The sequence below is a fragment of the Bacillus sp. es.034 genome (assembly GCF_002563655.1).
Lineage (GTDB): Bacteria > Bacillota > Bacilli > Bacillales > Bacillaceae_B > Rossellomorea.
This window is the reverse complement of record NZ_PDIY01000001.1, coordinates 908235-925051: the sequence shown is the minus strand read 5'-3', so window position 1 is coordinate 925051 and position 16817 is coordinate 908235. Positions and strand designations below refer to the sequence as shown.

Sequence of the window (16817 nt, the reverse complement as noted above, 5' to 3'; positions counted from 1 at the left end):
AATTAGAGCAGTGACTGGCGAAAATGTGGAATCAACCACAAGGGAGCTGCGACTTTTACAAACATGAGCCATTAGCCGTTCGCCTGGGCAGAAGGCAAGGGGATACCCTTGTCTTTTTTTACTATAATCAGGAGGGATTGCAGTGGAACCACTAGTATTAGACGGGAAACTTGTTGCATCTGAAATTAAGGAAAGCCTGAAATCAAGAGTAGCTGCACTAAAAGAGAACGGAATCACTCCGTGTCTTGCAACGGTGCTCGTTGGGGATGATCCATCTTCGGCCACGTACGTCAAGATGAAGGGAAATGCCTGTGCGAAGATCGGAATGGAATCAAGACGCATCCACCTTCCTAAAGAAACGACAACAGAAGAACTGCTTGACGTGATCGGGGAGCTGAATGCTGACTCTTCCGTACATGGGATTCTCTTACAGCACCCCGTTCCCCATCATATCGACGAACGTGCCGCCTTTGAAGCGATTTCCATTGAAAAGGATGTGGACGGGGTCACGAGCCTCGGCTTCGGTCAAAATTCATTGGGTTTCGGTGAATTTCCATCTTGCACCCCGGCAGCCATCATGGGCATCATCGATTACTACGGAGTCTCCCTTGAAGGGAAACACGCCGTCGTGGTTGGAAGGAGTCCGATCCTGGGCAAACCCGTTTCCATGATGTTATTGAACCGTAACGCTACCGTGACGACATGTCATTCCTATACAGAAAATCTGCCTGACCTTATCACTACTGCCGATATTGTCGTGGCAGCTGTCGGCAAACCGAACTTCATTCAAGGGGAATGGGTAAAAGAAGGTGCTGTCGTACTTGATGCCGGCTATAACAAAGGGAATGTCGGGGACATTGATTATGAAGCATGCTATGAAAAGGCCAGTGCCATCACCCCTGTTCCAGGCGGAGTCGGCCCTGTGACCATCTCTATGCTATTAAAGCAGACGGTTGATTCTGCTGAGAAATACGGTTCCATCCTTCAAAATTCTTAAGTCATAACGCTTCACGAGACTGACTCCATCACCGGGGCAGTCTCTTTTTTCTCTTTTCACACTTATTTTTTCTTCAAATCGGGAGAGAATGGTAAGGAATAGAAAGCTAAAGGAGCGTTCATATGGATACATACCAACACAATGCATTCTCCAACACGCCGGAACCCTACTGGAGAGAAACGACTAAACTCCCCCTATTTAAAAAGCTGGATCAAAATATTAAAGTGGACGTGACCGTTGTCGGAGGCGGGATAGCAGGAATCACGACCGCTTACCTGTTGGCAAAAGGCGGGAAGAAGGTTGCCCTCATTGAGGCTGACCATCTATTGAACGGCACGACAGGCCATACTACGGCCAAAATTTCCGCACAGCACGGGTTGATTTATGATGAACTCATCCAGCATTTCGGGGAAGAGTTCGCAAGGAAGTATTTTCTGTCCCAAACCAAAGCTATTCAGTTTATCAAGGACACCATTGAAAAAGAAAACATCGACTGTCATTTTTCAGAAGAAGACGCATATGTGTATGCAACGACAGACCAATATGCAGAGAAGATCGAAAAGGAATATAAAGCGTATCAGAAGTTGGATATAACCGGCGAGCTCAAAGAAGATATCCCTCTCGACCTGGATATCAAAAAGGCCGTCGTGATGAAAAAACAGGGGCAATTCCATCCATTGAAATATTTAAAATCCCTAATCGATTCTTATACGGGGTTGGGCGGCCAAATCTTTGAAGGAACCCCTGCCAAGACCATCAATGAAGGAGACAGCACTCAGGTTGTCACTTCTGACGGTTATCATCTCGATAGTGAATTCGTCGTCACCTGCTCACACTTCCCCTTTTATGATGGCATGGGGTTTTATTTCACGAAAATGCATGCAGAACGCTCGTACATCATCGGGGTGAAAGCCAAGAAAGATTATCCGGGAGGCATGTATATAAGTGCAGAAGATCCGATCCGTTCCCTGCGCTATGAAGAGGATGAAAACGGGGAAAAACTCATCCTGATCGGCGGGGATAAACATAAGACGGGGCAAGGAAAAGATACGATGGACCACTACAGGGCACTAGAGGAATTTGGGGAAGAGGTTGTCGGGGTAGATGAAGTAAGGTATCGCTGGTCTGCACAGGATTTGATCACCCTTGATAAAGTGCCTTATATCGGAAAGCTGACGGAAAAGCACCCCGCGATTTTTGTGGCAACGGGCTTTAATAAGTGGGGAATGACTTCCGGTACTCTAGCCGGCCAGATCCTTTCTGATCAGATTTTAGGAAATCATCACATCTATGCAGATATCTACTCACCTTCGAGGTTTGTCGCCGACCCAAGTATCAAGCATTTTTTCAAAGAGAATCTCAATGTAGCCGGTGAGCTCATTAAAGGAAAACTGCAAATCCCGTCTAAAAAAGCCCAGGATCTTGAGAAAGGGGAAGGCGATGTCGTCAATGTGAACGGACGCCGATGTGGAGGATTCCGGGATGAAACGGGAAAACTGCATGTCGTGGACACAACCTGTACCCATCTCGGCTGCGAAACCGAGTGGAATCATGGAGACCATACCTGGGACTGCCCTTGTCACGGCTCACGCTTCTCCATTGACGGAGACGTCATCGAAGGCCCTGCCAAGAAACCCCTCACCCGTTTAGAAGTAAATGAAAGAGGGACGGACCTCTAGAAAACATGAGGTTTTTTGTCGAATATAGCCTGGGAAATAAACTGAAAAACCAAGGTATCTGACATATTTTGTCGCATGATACAGAAGAATATTTCCTGCGTAATTCCTTAAACTATAAATGCTTGACTATTTAGGGAGGGATTCTGAATGGGACGCACGAAAAAAGGAAACCGCAATGCTCAAAGCAACACGAATGCAAAAAGAGGAAATCGCACAAGTTCCGAATTAGTCGAATTCACAACCGGGCAGGAAAACGCCAAGAAAAACCGGCCGCAACAGTAACAACATCCGTCATAGATACAGCACAACCGGAAGAAGTCGTACACCGTCTGCTTCCGGCTGTGCTTTTTTGTAGGAGGAATCCCCCACCCAATCCCGAATGTATAAATGGAGAACACGATTGGAAGGAATACAAAAATGAAAGAACATATGCTGTTTCAACAATTGGAGTTCATCCGGATGCGCACACTCGCTGCACTGGATGCCACAACCGAACAACAGGCGGATGAAGTTCCTAAAGGGTTTAAAAATTCGATCCGGTGGAATCTGGGGCATATCCTGTTATCCCAGGAAAACCTGTTATTCTCTTTTGTCGGAGAAAACGATCGTAAATCCCTTCCGTCTGAATACGGGAAGCTGTTCGGCTTTCATACCAGTCCCCATACCTGGAACGGTCTCACTCCCCCTGCACTTAGTGAGCTTCGGGAAAAGTTGGAGGACCAGCCCCGACGGATGAAAGAAGCATTCTCGGGACGCTTGGATGAATTGGGAGAGAAACCGTTTGTCCTGGGTGAAAACACTACGTTTACCACGTTAGCGGAAGTCCTCTCCTTTACGAATTGGCATGAGGGCCTGCATCAAGGGACCATCACAGCCATCAAGCGGGTACAAGGCATAGAAAATCTTTGGGAAAAGGTCGAAGAGAAGGTAGAAAGATAAAAAGACATGTCGGCATACGCTGCCGGCATGTTCTTATTTACTATGAAACAATAACAAAAAATCACCGTATCCTTCCTCTTCAAGCTTTTCTTTAGGAATAAACCGCAAAGCTGCAGAGTTGATACAGTATCGAAGTCCTTTGGGACCCGGGCCATCCGGAAAGACATGGCCAAGATGGGAGTCCGCTTCCCTGCTCCTGACCTCCACCCGGGTTGAGCGATGGGAGAGATCGTATCGTTCGCTGACGCTTGCGTCCATGACCGGCTTTGTAAAGCTGGGCCATCCGCAGCCACTGTCATATTGGTCTTTTGACGTGAAAAGGGGTTCCCCTGACACAATATCCACGTATATTCCTTCTCTCGTGTTATCCCAGAATTCATTTTCATATGGTGGTTCCGTCCCATTTTCCTGAGTGATGAAATATTGCATCTCTGTTAGCTGCCCTTTTAAATAGGATCGATCCTTAGGCCAATATTTCTTCCGGAAATCCTCTCTGCTGCGTTTGTATAGCGCATAACGGAAAGCGTTTTTCTTGTAGAAATCCTGATGATAGTCTTCCGCAGGATAAAACTCCCTGGCGGGGAGGATTTCTGTCACAATAGGGTCTGCAAACCGTCCACTCTTCTCAAATTCTTTTTTAGAGTTCACGGCAAGATTTTTTTGATTCTCATTGTGATAAAAGATCGCTGTCCGATATGAGCTTCCCCGATCTTTGAATTGTCCTTCAGAATCGGTGGGATCGATTTGTCTCCAGTAAAAATCCAGGAGTTTCTCATACGAAAACAAGGCAGGATCAAATAGTATCTGCACTGCTTCATAATGACCGGTTTCCCCTGACGTCACTTCTTTATAGGTTGGATCAGGCGTGTTCCCACCTGTATAACCGGAGATGACCTCTTCGATTCCTTCCTGATTCTCAAAGGGTTCCACCATACACCAGAAACAGCCTCCTGCAAACGTCGCCTTTTCCATTTCAACATCTCCTTCGTTTCACGTGAAACATTGCGGTCATTCACCCTTCAAAGTACAGGTGGTAATGGGTCTGGCACCCGGGATTAAAAGCGGACTGACAATGGGGGCAAACCGATTGACAATTCATATATTGTAAAATCGTTAACTCGTTATGGCATTCTCCGCACAGAATCGCTTTCGTATTCCACTCTTCCGGCGACCAGAGAATGGGATCATGCTCCGCCACTTCTTCGTGACATGAGTGGCAAGGATAATAGGTGTTACAGCATTTGAATTTAATGGCGATGATATCCTTTGGTGTTCGATAATGCTTACATTTAGTTTTAGAGTCCACTTCTACGCCGGATACCGGAATCAGCTTTTCAGTCATGATCTTCCTCCCCAATCAGTATGTAGTAGTCTTCTATATTCAGGTTTCGTATTCCTTTCAAAAAAGATAGGAAACAAGTCTAATGATCTACCTGTACTATACAATGAATTTTAACGGAAAGGGAGTGGGAAGATTTTTGAAGTCCCCCGGAACCGACGAGAAAAGGAAAAGCTGATCTTCTAACGTCTCTCACGACGTAAGAAGATCAGCCTCTTGATCCTAGCTCTTATGCTCAAGTATTCCATTCAGGTCACGATAGACAAAATCGGGTTTTACACCCAGTTCATCCATCACCTTATCCCCGCGGTTGATCCATGCCGTATGGAACCCAAAGTTGGCGGCTCCAGCAATATCCCACGGATTTGAAGACATAAACAAAACCTCTTCCCTTTTGACGCCAAGCTTCTTAAGGACAAGCTGATAAGCCATCGGGGTAGGCTTGAACTGTTTGACTTCATCCACAGTCAATACCTCATCCAGCAGGTGCCCGAATGATGACTGCTCCACCAGTGGTGAGAGCATATCAAGGGAGCCATTTGAAAAGATGGCGGTTTGATAAGATTTCAGTTCCCCGAGTACACCCCCAACTTCCTCATAATGAGTCAATTCCTGATAAGCATCCAATAACTCCTTCTCTTTGTCATCAGTGAGATCCACCCCTACCTGTACACAAGCGTAATGCAGGGCATCCCTCGTGATAGAGTAAAATGTCGTATATGTTCCCATCAGCTGACGGAGAAAGCTATATTCCAATTGTTTCTGACGCCACACCTGACTGATTTCCTCCCCTTTATCCGGAAAGAGTTCATTACATTTTTCAATAACGGAATGGACATCGAATAAGGTCCCATATGCATCGAACACAAACGCTTTTATCGTAAGATTTGACATACTTATCCCCCTAACAGATTCTCTTTATATAATAGACCATTTCCAAAATCTTAAACTTGCACAAGCCCACCCGAACGAAGGCACATTCATTTTCAGTACATCTTGGTTTATGGTATATTACTTCGAGCATCAATATCTATCATGGAGGTGGTCAAAAATGACTGGTGAACAACATGCTCAAGCATCTCCTTCACATACAAAGACGATTCTTTTTCCCTCCTTTTTATATCTATGTTCCATTGGTACTATTTCGCGGGTGCAGTCGTGTTCTTCGGTGGATTATGGATTCGGATTCATAAGATTGAGATTCCCTTTATTCAGCCCAGCTTGATTCGGGATAAAGGCTACAGGCAAATTCTATATATGAGTTTCCTTGGGTTTGTCACCCATTTCGCCATTTTGATCGTCATGCCCCTCATGCTTCAGCATGTATTCGGCAAAAACCCGACGGCTGTCGGATTCATCATTTTCCCTGGAGCTATGCTGTCTGCAGTCGCAGCCATATTTGTAGGAAGACTGATTGACCGATATGGGAATATCAGGGTGATGTTTCTCGCTCATATTCTTCTCATCGTTTCGACTGTCCTTTTTTATCTATTATCACCCCACAGTGAGTATATGATCATGTTAGCCTATATGTTTACAAGCTTCGGATTTTCCAGTCTTTCTTCAAGCTCGACAAACGAAGTGTCCCGTGTCATGAGCAGGGAATTGACTGCCTCGGGTATCGGGATGAAGCAGCTGATCCACTATGTCGGGAGCGCATCCGGTTCTGTCCTTGGCGGAATCATCGTGGAAATGGGAGGAGCAGATTTCCCGATAAGCTCCTTTCAGAACACTTTCCTGGTTCTGATCGGACTCATGACGGGGTCTCTCTTACTCTTGCTTTTATATCGCAGACATGTTCATCAATCGTAGGAACGGGGTCCAGGCAGATATTTCTGCCTGGATTTTTTTTGGACTTTTCCACCGGGTCTCCATCAATGTGGATTCCCCTCATGCCATTAAGGGTATAGTAAGAAAAAACAGTAGAACAGGGGAATTCATTTGAAGAAAAAGAACAAGTGGTATAAGAAGAAAAAATGGTGGGTTTGGGGAGCCATCATCCTGATCCTGACAGTGGTGATGATTTACAACCGCATCAAGCCTTTACCACCTGGAATCTCTTACGCAAGCGACACTTATACCATACCGGAGGATGACGTAGAATTCTTATACGACCTCACCTATCAGAAGGATGGGAAAGAACGATATGATCAATCGATCTTTGATAATGTATATCAAACCATTGAAGAAGCAGATGATTTTCTTATTTTGGACTTATTCTTAGTAAATGGCTATACAAAGGGGGACCGTGATTATCCCAAGATCAGTGAAACATTATCCAGAAAGATTCAAGAACAGATGAAAAAAAAGCCCGACCTGAAAGTGGTCTTTATCAGTGACGTCGTCAACACGACTTACGGTTCACATCAAGCGAAACAAATTGAACCGTTGGAAAAGCTGGGAGCTGAAGTGATCTTTACCGATTTGAACCGTCTCCGAGATCCAAACCTCATCTATTCCGGTGTATGGAGGACCGCATTAGGATGGTTCGGTCAGGATGGCTACGGCTGGCTGCCTAACCCGATGGCCCCTTCTGCCCCGAAGGTCACGATGAGATCGTATTTGAAACTATTGAACGTAAAAGCCAATCACCGAAAAGTCGTCATATCGGAGGATTCGGGTCTCATCCTATCCGCCAACCCCCATGATGCCAGCGGCTTTCACTCGAATATCGCTTTTAAGGTTAAAGGGGACATCATCAAAGATATGGTCAAAGCCGAAAAAGCCGTAGCGGATTTTTCAGGTGGGAATCTTGATGCTTTCCCTACAGAAGAGAAGGTAAATGACTCGGTCAAAGCCTTGCCTCCCGGTGAAACATCCGTGAACGCACAGATCCTGACGGAAAGGGAAATTCAAAAAGGCGTGGTAAAGGCACTGGATGATGCGAAAAAAGGAGATGAGGTCTGGATTGGGATGTTCTACCTGGCGGACCGGGACATCATCGACGCGATTGAAGACGCGGCAGAACGTGAAGTGGACATACGATTAGTCCTTGACCCGAACCAGAACGCCTTTGGACAGGAAAAAATCGGACTTCCTAACCTGCCCATTGCGGCCGAGCTTCATAAGCTGGAGAACGAACATATCACCATCAGATGGTATAACACGAATAAAGAGCAGTATCATACGAAATTCATTTATGTAAAAGGGAAAAAGCAAAGTACCGTGATCGGGGGATCGGGCAATTATACATCCCGAAACCTGGATGATTATAACCTGGAAGAAAACCTGAAACTGACGGCCTCTTCAGACAGCAAAACCATGACCGAAGTCGACGACTATTTCAACCGTATTTGGAATAACAAAAACGGAACATACACCGTTGACTATGAAAAATATCAGGATAAGTTGCCTGCTGTTAAGTATGTCATGTATATCCTGCAGAAAATTTTTCAAGTGACAACATATTAGGTTTTGACTTTTGGAAAATGGGGAAATTACCTTATAACAACACAAAAACATTACATGGAGGTAAGAAAAAATGGGTATTATTTTGTACTTAATTGTTGGTGGAATCATCGGTTGGTTAGCTGGCCTCATTTTAGGTAAAAACGTTCCTGGTGGAATCATCGGAAACATCATTGCAGGTATCATCGGTGCCTGGATCGGCGGGGAACTTCTTGGAAGTTTCGGACCGTCCCTTGCAGGAATCGCTATCATCCCGGCATTATTGGGAGCGATCATCTTCGTATTCCTATTAAGCTTACTTCTAAGAGGAATGAGAAAAACATCTCATTAAGAATACTGAAACCCCTGGGATCCCAGGGGTTTTTAATTTGTGCTAGAAGACACAAAAAAACAGCCCATGCAGGCTGCCCTCTTAATACGTCATCGATTTCTTATGTCTTCTTTTATTCCGATACTTCTTATAAATCGGGTAAATGACAGGTCCCCATTTGATCAGTCTTCCAATTAAACGTTTCATGAAGGTAACCTCCTTTGTATAGTATTCTTTACCCGAATAGTGGGAAAGAAAACATATGCTAGAATGAAGGGAATACGGTTAATTAGATCGTACACTCTAAAATAATGTAAAATAAGGAGCCTCTATGAAAATTGTGATTGCACCCGATTCATTTAAAGGATGTTTAAGCTCAATCGAGGTTGGGACCATTATGGAAAAAGCGTTTCTGGATGTATCTTCAAGTTTTCAAACGAACGTCATCCCCATGGCAGATGGTGGTGAAGGGACACTTGAAACCTTAATTTACGCTACGGAAGGAAAAAAAGTAAAAACAATTGCAACTGGACCCTTAGGTGTGAAAATCCCTACTGAGTACGGAGTATTAGGAGATCAAAAGACGGCTGTCATTGAAATAGCATCCATTGCAGGTTTACACATGGTCCCAACGGGAAAACGAAATCCCTTCCACACGACGTCAAGGGGCATCGGGGAAGTCATTATATCAGCTGTTGAAAGGGGCTTTCGAGACTTCATTATCGCCCTTGGAGGGAGTTCTACTAATGATGGAGGGTTCGGTATGCTCCAATCACTCGGAGTTACCTTCTTAGATGAAGAGGGCATTCCTGTCGGGGCGTTTGGGAATAATCTTGGATCAATCTCCAAAGTCGATTGGAGTAACCTTCACCCCGCAGTGAAAGAGTGTGCCTTTCACATTGCATCAGACGTTGAAAACCCTCTATGCGGGGAAACAGGCGCCTCAACTGTATTCGGCCCCCAAAAAGGCGCCACGAAAGAGCAGGTGAAAATACTTGATCAACAGCTTTTTCACTTTAGCCAATTGCTTCATGAAGAAAGAGGAACGAATTTTCGGGACTCGATAGGAGCCGGAGCAGCAGGAGGACTCGGATTTGCCTTTTTGCATTTAAATGGAAAAATAGAATCCGGCGCAAAGTTGGTTGCAGAAGCTTCTAATCTTTCCCTTGCCATTCAGGATGCTGATTGGATTCTAACTGGTGAAGGACAGAGTGATAATCAGACATTGTTTGGTAAACTCCCTTCCTATATTGCAACCAGCGCAAAACTGCATCACACTCCCGTATCTCTTATTGCAGGGAGCTTAGGAGAAGGGTATCAACATTTATACGAAGACTTTACAAGTTGTCATTCCATCGCAATTGGACCCATGGATCTGCACGAGAGCATCCGTCGGGTCGAAGAACTTCTTTACCATGAAACAAGGAACCTCGCACGGATTCTAAACGTTTCAAAGAGCTAGAGAAGTCCCATCAGCTATTCCATCCATCACAGGAGAAGATATTCGTCGAAAGACGTCACTTCCTCCCCGGGAAATAAATCCTTCCCGAGGTACTTACATACAAAAAAGCAACCGGGACCGGCTGCTTTTTTGTATTATTTACTACTTTTCGATTCTGCAATCTTTCCTAAGAAGAACCCATCGACCTCGCTTATTTTCCCTCGCCACATGATCTTCCCTTTTGAAGGGGTCGGTTTGCTGTCGCCGCAATACACCTTTGTATTCTTCAGATGAATAAAGTGGGCTTCAGCACTTTGGTCTTCTTCTACAGATTCTCCGGCTCTCGCTAGCTCCTCACTCAGCTTCTGAGCCACGTCACTGCCATCCTCAAAGGTTTCACTCAATGAATCGAAGTATTCCTTTGCGGAGACGAGGGTACCCGTTATGACGGCTCCCTTGACGTTTAACGTGATGTCTAATGAAAAGTCATGTTTGTTTGATGCCTGTACAAAAAATTCTAAGATGCTGTCCTTTCCTGTACCTGATTCTACACTCATTTTCACATCTCCTTTATCGTTATGCTACTGTATCGTCTTCGGTAGATAGTGTTGTATCTTCCTCTTGATCTTTGTCTTTATCTTCATCTTTTTTTGCAGATTTTTTACTTTTAGCTGAAGATTTGCGAGTAGAACGCTTCTTTCCCTTTGAACCTGATTTAGCATTTGATTTCTTCTTGCCAGAAGCTTCTTCCTCATCTTCGCTTTCATTTTCATCTTCTTCGTTTTCTGCTTTTTCATCTTCATCAGTATCTTCGTCTTCTTCATCGTCTTCCTCTTCATCGCTTTCATCTTCACGTGCTGCGGCAATTTGATTCATTTTCTCTTCTAATTCCTGCAGACGGTTCTGTAATTCTTCATTTTCCTGTTTAAGGGAGTCATAGTCCTGGTTCGACTCTTCCTCTTGGCTGTTCGTTTCTGTTGAATTTACGGACGTTTCCGTGTCTTCAGATGCTTCTTCCTTTTTATCACGCTTAAACAGGTTGGCTGTTGATGATTTTAGTGACACAGCGGCTTTTCTGGATTTTTCTTTTGCTGCTTTCCCGAAATCCAAGCTCTTACTTTTTAATTTCTCTTGGTCAATACGATCTAATAGTTTTTTCCCATTTTCAGGTGTTGCCAGATATCCTACAGTCGCTCCCAACAGACTTCCAGCTACAGTTCTCTTGATCGGGCCACTTCTTCTTGTCTTGTTCTCATTCGTTGAATTCTTTTCCTGTCCTTGATTCTCAATTGTTGTGTTTTGTGTATTATTTTTTTCTGCCATCGGTAAAACCTCCAATTAGTTAGTTTTTTCCGCCGTATTAAGACGGTTCGTATCCAGTTTCTTTTCAAGTGATTCCAGTCGTTCCTGCAATTTCTTATTTTCCTCTTCCAGTGCTCTCGTGTTGTTATCTGCGGCTTTGGAACTTAAATAGGGATCATTTTCCCACCAGTCCATGCCTATTTCTTTTGCTTTATCCACAGAAGCAACGATTAAGCGGATCTTGATCGTAAGCAGCTCGACATCGGCGATTCCCACCGTGATATCTCCTGCCACGACAACTCCTTTATCTAAAATCTTTTCTAATACATCCACGATTGTGTTGGATTGTACCGGATGCTCCATACCCATCATGTAACCTCCCTAATCGGCATTACATTAAACTCCCTAAAGGACCAAGATCTATATTCAAGTCTTCTGCATCAAGACCAAATACCTCTTTCAATTCTTCCATTTTTTCTTCTAAGTTCATTAGCGCTATGCCTAGATTCTCCACTTGTTCATCTGTTAACGTGCCGCCTTCTACACGGCGCATCGCATGTCTCTCGACGATTTGCCTTAATAGTTCTACAACAGTCAACACAAGCTGTGCCAATCCTTGTTCTGCTTTTTCCGGGTCGAAATTAATTCGCCCATTTGTCCCGCTGGCCTGTTGCATGAATCAATCCCTCCCTTTCTTTATCGAATTGATCGGATGTTACTGTTTTTCGCGTTCCTTGTTTATGTTGAACCAACGTTTCTACTGAGGAGATCAGCACTCGTAAATCCAGATAAACGAGGTCGACCCCGGCAATGGATATAATCAAATCTCCCTTGATCGCCACACCTTTATCGAGAATGACATCTAAAATATCAATTAGGGCTATATCTTTGTTCTCGATCGATTCTCTGACTGTCATATTTCTCATTCCTTATTTTGTGATTAAGAAAAACTAGAAAAATGATAGGGTGGCCAAGGGCCCGATGCTTCAATTTTCCAACCAGCGTGTCCCAGTTCTTCTTCATATTGCTTAATTTCCTCTACAAATTCATCCACCTTGGATAAAGGAAGGAGGAATACACTATTCCAAGCCATATGTTCCTTTCGGCCGGTGACATCCTTACTCCAATTTTTTTTGACATTCCCTTGGAGGGCATGTTCTTTCAGCTTTTCATGAACTTCTTCACAAAGTCGGTTCTTCTCATTTTCAAGTTCCCGATCAATCAGCTGATCGATTTTTTTCTTTTCAAAGAACTGCCTGCCCTTTGGTAATTCGCTGATTTCTTTCCTTTTGGCTTCGATGGATGGGTTGCTTTCACTTACTTGCTCCTTCAGCAGCTTATCGTCACAGTAGATCTTGACGTTCCACTCTTCGTTGCCATCCAACTGTTCAAAGGTCGTTTCCAGCTTATTTCGATTGCCTTCTATCGTGGACTTGAGGCTATCCTCGTTTTTGTATAATGTACAGAACTTCAAGGGGATGATGGTATACAACTTTGAAACCATCAATACCGTTTCGTGATGATGGAACGCCTTTTCCTGAAGCCAGTCCATGTCGTTATCGACTTTTTCCTTAATGTTCTCTTCTGAGTATTCATCAGTTGGCAAGTCACAAACAATTGCTGTCACGTCACCGATTTCAATCGTATACAGTTCTCCTTCTCCATCGAATCCTTTCATGGAAGGAAGGGCTTCTTTATTTGCTTCCTTTGTCGGGATTAAGCCGTATAAATAAATTAAATCGCTCATCTGATCACCCTTGTTTCTTTTTCGTTAGTTCTTCCCATTGCTCCATTTCCATCTGTTTCGCGATTTCATACCTAGTTAAGAGCTCATCTTCTTTTTCCTGGAATGCTTCCTCAGGAATTTCTCCTAATTCATACATCATTTGAAGCTGAATCAATTTTTGTTGAATGGTAGGAAGGTCGTATAATTCTTTGTCGGCTTCTTCTTTGATCTTTTCTGCGACTTTTATGACTACATTAATTGGTGCGCTCACCAATTTATGAATCATCAGCCTTCTTCAACCTTCAAGCGTATGTTGACAAAGTTGTAAGCCGGCCAAGGGCCGCTGTAATTAAATTCGACCTTATCCTTCCACTTTTCATGCGCTTCGTTCACCTTTTGATCAAACAATTCTTCCTGATCCCGATCAATTAAGAAAGAAGCATTGAGAAGCATTTTCTCACTTGAAGGATCATTTGCCTTTGCTGACACGGCTGATTCCTCAAGGGGTGCATAGACTTCTTGCTTAATCTCACTTTGCAGGGAAGCAAATAGCTTCTGAGCCATTCCGCCAAGCTGAATCCGGTCATAATACGCTGCCGATTCTGATTTCCCTTTAACGGCTGAGGCCATTTTTTCCACCTGCGGGTTATCCTTTACCATGGCTTCAAGCCATTCCTTTTTACCGATAACCTTTAAGCCCAGCTCGATTTTTCCCTTAATGGCCGGGAAAAGAGTTTCGAACTGTGGATAGAGATTTTCAAGCAGCGCTTCTACATCGTCCCTTGTTTTAAAAACATTTCCGAAGCTGATCGGGATGACTGTATCCTTTTGTTCCATGACCCGGGATACAGCTCCCTGGTGCATCAGTAAATTCTGCTTCTTAGGATGATAAATTTTCATGGGTACTTCTGCCGCTACCATGGCGGCGTCTTTATATCTGATCGTGAACGTCTCGCGTTCTTCGCCTTCTATTTCAATCGAACCAAATTGATCGTCTTCATTGGTTTGTATGGCACAAAAAATATAAATTCCCATTTCTTCCTGACTCATCATAAAACTCTCCTTTATTCCTCAGATACCTTCATACGTTTGCATGCATCTATAATCAATTTTTCTGCTTGTTCTTGTGGGTTTTCTCCGTCGATACATCGACTTATACTATGTGCTGCTATATCAATACATAGACGTTGAAAATCTGTATCCTTACCGTCTATGGGAATGTCTGATTCAATGGCGAGTCTTGCAATCATTAAGGAAGCACGCAAGCTCGGCCCGTTCATTTCGTTTGTACAATGATTGCGTAATGTTGAGATGAGGGTAGTGATCGCTCTAGCTTCACTCATCACCAAGTTAGCTTTTTCTGATACGATTTTCGCCTCTTGTTCTGCTCCCTTGTAATCTACGTTGATGGTGATCAACCGGTCCAGTAGAGCATCCTGTGTTTGATAAACCCCCGCATACTCTGCAGGATTACTAGTAAATATGATGGCAAATTCCGGATGTACTCTAATAAAAGGCTCTGTCAGCTTTGAACCATACAAAGGTATGATTCCTTCTTCCAAAATGGATAGGAAGATATTATTCGTCGTTGGCTGTGATCGTGTAAATTCATCGTATACAAGGGTATAACCATTCTTGACGGCTTCCAGTAAACGTCCGTCTCTCCATGTCTCTGTGACGCTTTCGTCCTTTTTATAAACGGATCGGACATATTGATCAACGACCTTTTTACTTGTATAACCCGTAAAATCACCGATTAAGTCTTTATTATTCAGTTCGTGATTACCGTGCATGAGCATCACCGGTCTTTTTCTCTTTTTCGCAAGTGCTAGTGCAAGAGACGTTTTCCCGGCCCCGGAAGGACCTGTGAAATGCACAGGATATCCAGCTTTAAGGTATTGCAATGAGCGCGAAAGCAATTCTTTCGTTTCATCGTCTTGAATTAATGCCCTGCTATCCTTTTTGATCCGTTTTGTTAAGACCGTCACGTACAATTCCCTCCTACTCGCTCATCCACTACATTTCCTGTCCAATGGCACTTCGGTAACGGATATCCCGTCGTTTAAATGACGTGACTTCCTTTTCTTTATTGAGGATGACATCATATGTTCCAAGCATTTCGTCTTTCGCATATTTCTTCATATATTCTTTTTCTTCAATCACTTCCACTTGCAGTTTCCAGCCTTCGTCCTCTGTCAGTTCCACTGACGTGATCTTATGGACCGGAGCTACATGTTCATTGAAGAAATCCGTCACACTATTCATGATTTCTTTGATTACCATAGCTGCCTCCTACTGTAGATGAAGGGGAGGGTGCCAATAAAGGCCCCCTTCATACTCATATTCTTTTGCTGGCACTCCCTTTAGATGCTGAACTGGGAGCTTCTTTCGTTCTGCTGTGTAGCAAGTCCGTTTTCTTCGACGTCATCACGTAAGAGGCCTACTGCCTCTGCATAACGCAACCATGTATCGACGCTGGCGATGACGACCCTTGCTTCAACGGTCAATATTTCAATTCCGACAACAGATACTCTTGCAAATGCGTCAATGACGATTCCTTTGTCTAGAATTCGGTCGATGACTTCTGCTAAACTAGAACTATTATTACTCTTTTGAATAGCCAATTGTTATTCTCCTTCCGGTGTCTAAGAACAGATTGTCTTAATGCCTTTTGATGATTTAATATTTTCCGAACTTTTTATTTCGGTGGAACTCTTAATGTTAAAGGAACTCTTGATGTCACTTGCTCCTTTAATATTTCCCACACCTTTGATTTTTGTTTGTTTGTCATTCGATGAAGAGATTTTCTTTTGAAACTCTTCTCCTGCTTCCTTTGCGTTTCCTAACTTTTCTCGTACAGAAAGCAGGACATCCTGTACTTTTTCCTTTGCTTCTTCTGCTTTGTTATGAACATTGTTGGCATTTTTCTCTTTTGCGTTCTCTAACTTCTCTGATGCTTCGTTCGCCTTTGATTGAAGCCCGTCTTCCACACTCTCTACAAACTTTTCCTTCGCCTTTTCTTTCATAGTGTCTTTCACTTTCTCTTTCAATGGCTCAGGAGCATGCTCGTATGCTTTTTTAGCCATCTTCCCAACTGCTTTTTTTACAGGCTTACTCATGTAATGCCCCCTCCAGGGATGCGATTATTTCTTGGAATCCACCAGACTGTTCAGCATTTCTTCAATTCGTTCTAAACGATCATTCAAATTCTTGTTTTCTTCTTTGATCTCTTCTAATTCTTCTGACTGATTCGAAGAATTTTCATTCTTTTCAACTTTTCCATCAGAATTTTCCGATGCCTCTTCTTTTTTCTTCTTAGGTGACAGTAAGCCACCTTCCAGCCTGCTCATATATCCGGTAGCGGATTGTCTAAGGGTGATGATGGCCTGCTCTGTCAGGAATTCCTGTGCTGACCTTCGCAATTCTTTACTTGCGGCTTTCATCACATCTGATTTCCCTAGGCTGTCCACTACTTTTTTTCCTGTACCGGGATTTGAAAGTAACCCGATTCCTGCTCCAACCACCCCGCCGATAATTGCGTAATTCATGGATTGTCTGTTTTCAGTGGATTGTCCTTCCTTTTCATCATTGCTTTTCGTTTCATCTACCTGTTGACTACTTTTCACTTCTGACATATTCATCCTCTTTTCTATTAAAGTAGTAAAACTATATTTCA

24 protein-coding genes and 1 riboswitch are annotated in these 16817 nt (G+C 43.6%); of the genes, 8 read left to right on the top strand and 16 right to left on the bottom strand.

Going from position 1 to position 16817, the window contains the following annotated elements; genetic code table 11:
* A riboswitch (ZMP/ZTP riboswitch) is annotated at window positions 1-96 on the top strand.
* Between the two features lie 40 nt (window positions 97-136).
* From ATG71_RS04840 to ATG71_RS04830, 4 genes are all read left to right on the top strand, one after another.
* A complete protein-coding gene (locus tag ATG71_RS04840) occupies window positions 137-997 on the top strand; it encodes a bifunctional 5,10-methylenetetrahydrofolate dehydrogenase/5,10-methenyltetrahydrofolate cyclohydrolase (protein WP_098438653.1) in 861 nt (286 codons plus the stop codon).
* 122 nt (window positions 998-1119) lie between these two features.
* Entirely contained in the window at window positions 1120-2676 is a 1557-nt protein-coding gene (locus ATG71_RS04835; protein WP_098438652.1) for an FAD-dependent oxidoreductase, read from the top strand.
* A gap of 147 nt (window positions 2677-2823) precedes the next feature.
* Window positions 2824-2958, top strand: coding sequence for a hypothetical protein (locus ATG71_RS23630; RefSeq protein ID WP_261749237.1), 135 nt, complete (start codon window positions 2824-2826; stop codon window positions 2956-2958).
* A gap of 135 nt (window positions 2959-3093) precedes the next feature.
* Complete coding sequence (locus ATG71_RS04830; RefSeq protein ID WP_179886455.1) at window positions 3094-3615, top strand: DinB family protein; 522 nt, start codon at window positions 3094-3096, stop codon at window positions 3613-3615.
* Window positions 3616-3648: 33 nt separating this feature from the next.
* Here the strand turns inward: ATG71_RS04830 and msrA are convergent, their stop codons facing one another.
* From msrA to ATG71_RS04815, 3 genes are all read right to left on the bottom strand, one after another.
* On the bottom strand, window positions 3649-4587 hold the full coding sequence (gene msrA / locus ATG71_RS04825) for a peptide-methionine (S)-S-oxide reductase MsrA (protein WP_098438650.1): 939 nt from the start codon (window positions 4585-4587) through the stop codon (window positions 3649-3651).
* Between the two features lie 40 nt (window positions 4588-4627).
* Window positions 4628-4957, bottom strand: coding sequence for a CHY zinc finger protein (locus ATG71_RS04820; protein ID WP_098438649.1), 330 nt, complete (start codon window positions 4955-4957; stop codon window positions 4628-4630).
* Window positions 4958-5176: 219 nt separating this feature from the next.
* On the bottom strand, window positions 5177-5848 hold the full coding sequence (locus tag ATG71_RS04815) for a haloacid dehalogenase type II (protein WP_098438648.1): 672 nt from the start codon (window positions 5846-5848) through the stop codon (window positions 5177-5179).
* 231 nt (window positions 5849-6079) lie between these two features.
* Here ATG71_RS04815 and ATG71_RS04810 point away from each other — a divergent pair, with 231 nt between their 5' ends.
* The 4 genes from ATG71_RS04810 (at window position 6080) to ATG71_RS04795 (ending at window position 10134) form a co-directional block, all read left to right on the top strand.
* Window positions 6080-6766: an MFS transporter gene (locus tag ATG71_RS04810; RefSeq protein WP_098438647.1), complete on the top strand. Its 687-nt coding sequence runs from the start codon at window positions 6080-6082 to the stop codon at window positions 6764-6766.
* 129 nt (window positions 6767-6895) lie between these two features.
* Window positions 6896-8365 (top strand): phospholipase D family protein, encoded by a 1470-nt coding sequence (locus ATG71_RS04805; RefSeq protein ID WP_286162908.1) that lies wholly within the window; start codon window positions 6896-6898, stop codon window positions 8363-8365.
* Between the two features lie 70 nt (window positions 8366-8435).
* Complete coding sequence (locus ATG71_RS04800) at window positions 8436-8693, top strand: GlsB/YeaQ/YmgE family stress response membrane protein (RefSeq protein WP_098438646.1); 258 nt, start codon at window positions 8436-8438, stop codon at window positions 8691-8693.
* Between the two features lie 310 nt (window positions 8694-9003).
* Complete coding sequence (locus ATG71_RS04795) at window positions 9004-10134, top strand: glycerate kinase (RefSeq protein ID WP_098438645.1); 1131 nt, start codon at window positions 9004-9006, stop codon at window positions 10132-10134.
* Between the two features lie 134 nt (window positions 10135-10268).
* On the opposite strand, the gene gvpU is transcribed toward ATG71_RS04795, so the two are convergent.
* From gvpU to gvpT (ATG71_RS04730), 13 genes are all read right to left on the bottom strand, one after another.
* Entirely contained in the window at window positions 10269-10670 is a 402-nt protein-coding gene (gene gvpU, locus ATG71_RS04790; RefSeq protein ID WP_098438644.1) for a gas vesicle accessory protein GvpU, read from the bottom strand.
* A 19-nt stretch (window positions 10671-10689) separates the two neighbouring features.
* Window positions 10690-11436 (bottom strand): GvpT/GvpP family gas vesicle accessory protein, encoded by a 747-nt coding sequence (gene gvpT / locus ATG71_RS23280; RefSeq protein WP_098438643.1) that lies wholly within the window; start codon window positions 11434-11436, stop codon window positions 10690-10692.
* A 15-nt stretch (window positions 11437-11451) separates the two neighbouring features.
* On the bottom strand, window positions 11452-11784 hold the full coding sequence (locus tag ATG71_RS04780) for a gas vesicle protein (RefSeq protein WP_098438642.1): 333 nt from the start codon (window positions 11782-11784) through the stop codon (window positions 11452-11454).
* A 22-nt stretch (window positions 11785-11806) separates the two neighbouring features.
* Window positions 11807-12091 (bottom strand): gas vesicle protein K, encoded by a 285-nt coding sequence (locus tag ATG71_RS04775; RefSeq protein ID WP_034764925.1) that lies wholly within the window; start codon window positions 12089-12091, stop codon window positions 11807-11809.
* Window positions 12057-12332 carry a gas vesicle protein gene (locus ATG71_RS04770; protein ID WP_044340208.1) on the bottom strand — a complete coding sequence of 92 codons (276 nt, stop codon included), beginning with the start codon at window positions 12330-12332 and terminating at the stop codon, window positions 12057-12059. Before ATG71_RS04770 ends, ATG71_RS04775 begins: the two co-directional genes overlap by 35 nt.
* Before the next feature lie 23 nt (window positions 12333-12355).
* Window positions 12356-13162 carry a GvpL/GvpF family gas vesicle protein gene (locus tag ATG71_RS04765; protein ID WP_098438641.1) on the bottom strand — a complete coding sequence of 269 codons (807 nt, stop codon included), beginning with the start codon at window positions 13160-13162 and terminating at the stop codon, window positions 12356-12358.
* A gap of 4 nt (window positions 13163-13166) precedes the next feature.
* Window positions 13167-13427 (bottom strand): gas vesicle protein GvpG, encoded by a 261-nt coding sequence (locus tag ATG71_RS04760; RefSeq protein ID WP_061810577.1) that lies wholly within the window; start codon window positions 13425-13427, stop codon window positions 13167-13169.
* A complete protein-coding gene (locus ATG71_RS04755; protein ID WP_483295297.1) occupies window positions 13427-14194 on the bottom strand; it encodes a GvpL/GvpF family gas vesicle protein in 768 nt (255 codons plus the stop codon). Before ATG71_RS04755 ends, ATG71_RS04760 begins: the two co-directional genes overlap by 1 nt.
* Before the next feature lie 11 nt (window positions 14195-14205).
* The gene (gene gvpN / locus ATG71_RS04750; RefSeq protein ID WP_098438639.1) at window positions 14206-15129 is read right to left on the bottom strand and encodes a gas vesicle protein GvpN; all 924 of its coding nucleotides are present in this window, start codon (window positions 15127-15129) and stop codon (window positions 14206-14208) included.
* Window positions 15130-15157: 28 nt separating this feature from the next.
* The gene (gvpO, locus tag ATG71_RS04745; protein ID WP_098438638.1) at window positions 15158-15424 is read right to left on the bottom strand and encodes a gas vesicle protein GvpO; all 267 of its coding nucleotides are present in this window, start codon (window positions 15422-15424) and stop codon (window positions 15158-15160) included.
* An 80-nt stretch (window positions 15425-15504) separates the two neighbouring features.
* The gene (gene gvpJ, locus ATG71_RS04740) at window positions 15505-15765 is read right to left on the bottom strand and encodes a gas vesicle protein GvpJ (protein ID WP_034764908.1); all 261 of its coding nucleotides are present in this window, start codon (window positions 15763-15765) and stop codon (window positions 15505-15507) included.
* Window positions 15766-15786: 21 nt separating this feature from the next.
* Window positions 15787-16260 (bottom strand): gas vesicle protein GvpQ, encoded by a 474-nt coding sequence (gene gvpQ / locus ATG71_RS04735; protein ID WP_098438637.1) that lies wholly within the window; start codon window positions 16258-16260, stop codon window positions 15787-15789.
* Between the two features lie 24 nt (window positions 16261-16284).
* Entirely contained in the window at window positions 16285-16776 is a 492-nt protein-coding gene (gene gvpT / locus ATG71_RS04730; protein ID WP_098438636.1) for a GvpT/GvpP family gas vesicle accessory protein, read from the bottom strand.
* Window positions 16777-16817: the final 41 nt, after the last annotated feature.

Excerpts from the sequence above, each read along its gene's own strand:
- ATG71_RS23630 (WP_261749237.1), top strand. The coding sequence starts at position 2,824 with ATGGGACGCACGAAAAAAGGAAACCGCAATGCTCAAAGCAACACGAAT.
- ATG71_RS04755 (WP_483295297.1), bottom strand. The coding sequence starts at position 14,194 with ATGATGAGTCAGGAAGAAATGGGAATTTATATTTTTTGTGCCATACAA.
- gvpQ (WP_098438637.1), bottom strand. The coding sequence starts at position 16,260 with ATGAGTAAGCCTGTAAAAAAAGCAGTTGGGAAGATGGCTAAAAAAGCA.
- ATG71_RS04780 (WP_098438642.1), bottom strand. The coding sequence starts at position 11,784 with ATGGGTATGGAGCATCCGGTACAATCCAACACAATCGTGGATGTATTA.
- ATG71_RS04770 (WP_044340208.1), bottom strand. The coding sequence starts at position 12,332 with ATGACAGTCAGAGAATCGATCGAGAACAAAGATATAGCCCTAATTGAT.
- ATG71_RS04795 (WP_098438645.1), top strand. The coding sequence starts at position 9,004 with ATGAAAATTGTGATTGCACCCGATTCATTTAAAGGATGTTTAAGCTCA.
- gvpU (WP_098438644.1), bottom strand. The coding sequence starts at position 10,670 with ATGAGTGTAGAATCAGGTACAGGAAAGGACAGCATCTTAGAATTTTTT.
- gvpT (WP_098438636.1), bottom strand. The coding sequence starts at position 16,776 with ATGTCAGAAGTGAAAAGTAGTCAACAGGTAGATGAAACGAAAAGCAAT.
- ATG71_RS04760 (WP_061810577.1), bottom strand. The coding sequence starts at position 13,427 with ATGATTCATAAATTGGTGAGCGCACCAATTAATGTAGTCATAAAAGTC.
- gvpT (WP_098438643.1), bottom strand. The coding sequence starts at position 11,436 with ATGGCAGAAAAAAATAATACACAAAACACAACAATTGAGAATCAAGGA.
- ATG71_RS04835 (WP_098438652.1), top strand. The coding sequence starts at position 1,120 with ATGGATACATACCAACACAATGCATTCTCCAACACGCCGGAACCCTAC.
- msrA (WP_098438650.1), bottom strand. The coding sequence starts at position 4,587 with ATGGAAAAGGCGACGTTTGCAGGAGGCTGTTTCTGGTGTATGGTGGAA.
- ATG71_RS04830 (WP_179886455.1), top strand. The coding sequence starts at position 3,094 with ATGAAAGAACATATGCTGTTTCAACAATTGGAGTTCATCCGGATGCGC.
- ATG71_RS04810 (WP_098438647.1), top strand. The coding sequence starts at position 6,080 with ATGTTCCATTGGTACTATTTCGCGGGTGCAGTCGTGTTCTTCGGTGGA.
- ATG71_RS04775 (WP_034764925.1), bottom strand. The coding sequence starts at position 12,091 with ATGCAACAGGCCAGCGGGACAAATGGGCGAATTAATTTCGACCCGGAA.
- ATG71_RS04815 (WP_098438648.1), bottom strand. The coding sequence starts at position 5,848 with ATGTCAAATCTTACGATAAAAGCGTTTGTGTTCGATGCATATGGGACC.
- ATG71_RS04800 (WP_098438646.1), top strand. The coding sequence starts at position 8,436 with ATGGGTATTATTTTGTACTTAATTGTTGGTGGAATCATCGGTTGGTTA.
- ATG71_RS04820 (WP_098438649.1), bottom strand. The coding sequence starts at position 4,957 with ATGACTGAAAAGCTGATTCCGGTATCCGGCGTAGAAGTGGACTCTAAA.
- gvpO (WP_098438638.1), bottom strand. The coding sequence starts at position 15,424 with ATGGTAATCAAAGAAATCATGAATAGTGTGACGGATTTCTTCAATGAA.
- ATG71_RS04765 (WP_098438641.1), bottom strand. The coding sequence starts at position 13,162 with ATGAGCGATTTAATTTATTTATACGGCTTAATCCCGACAAAGGAAGCA.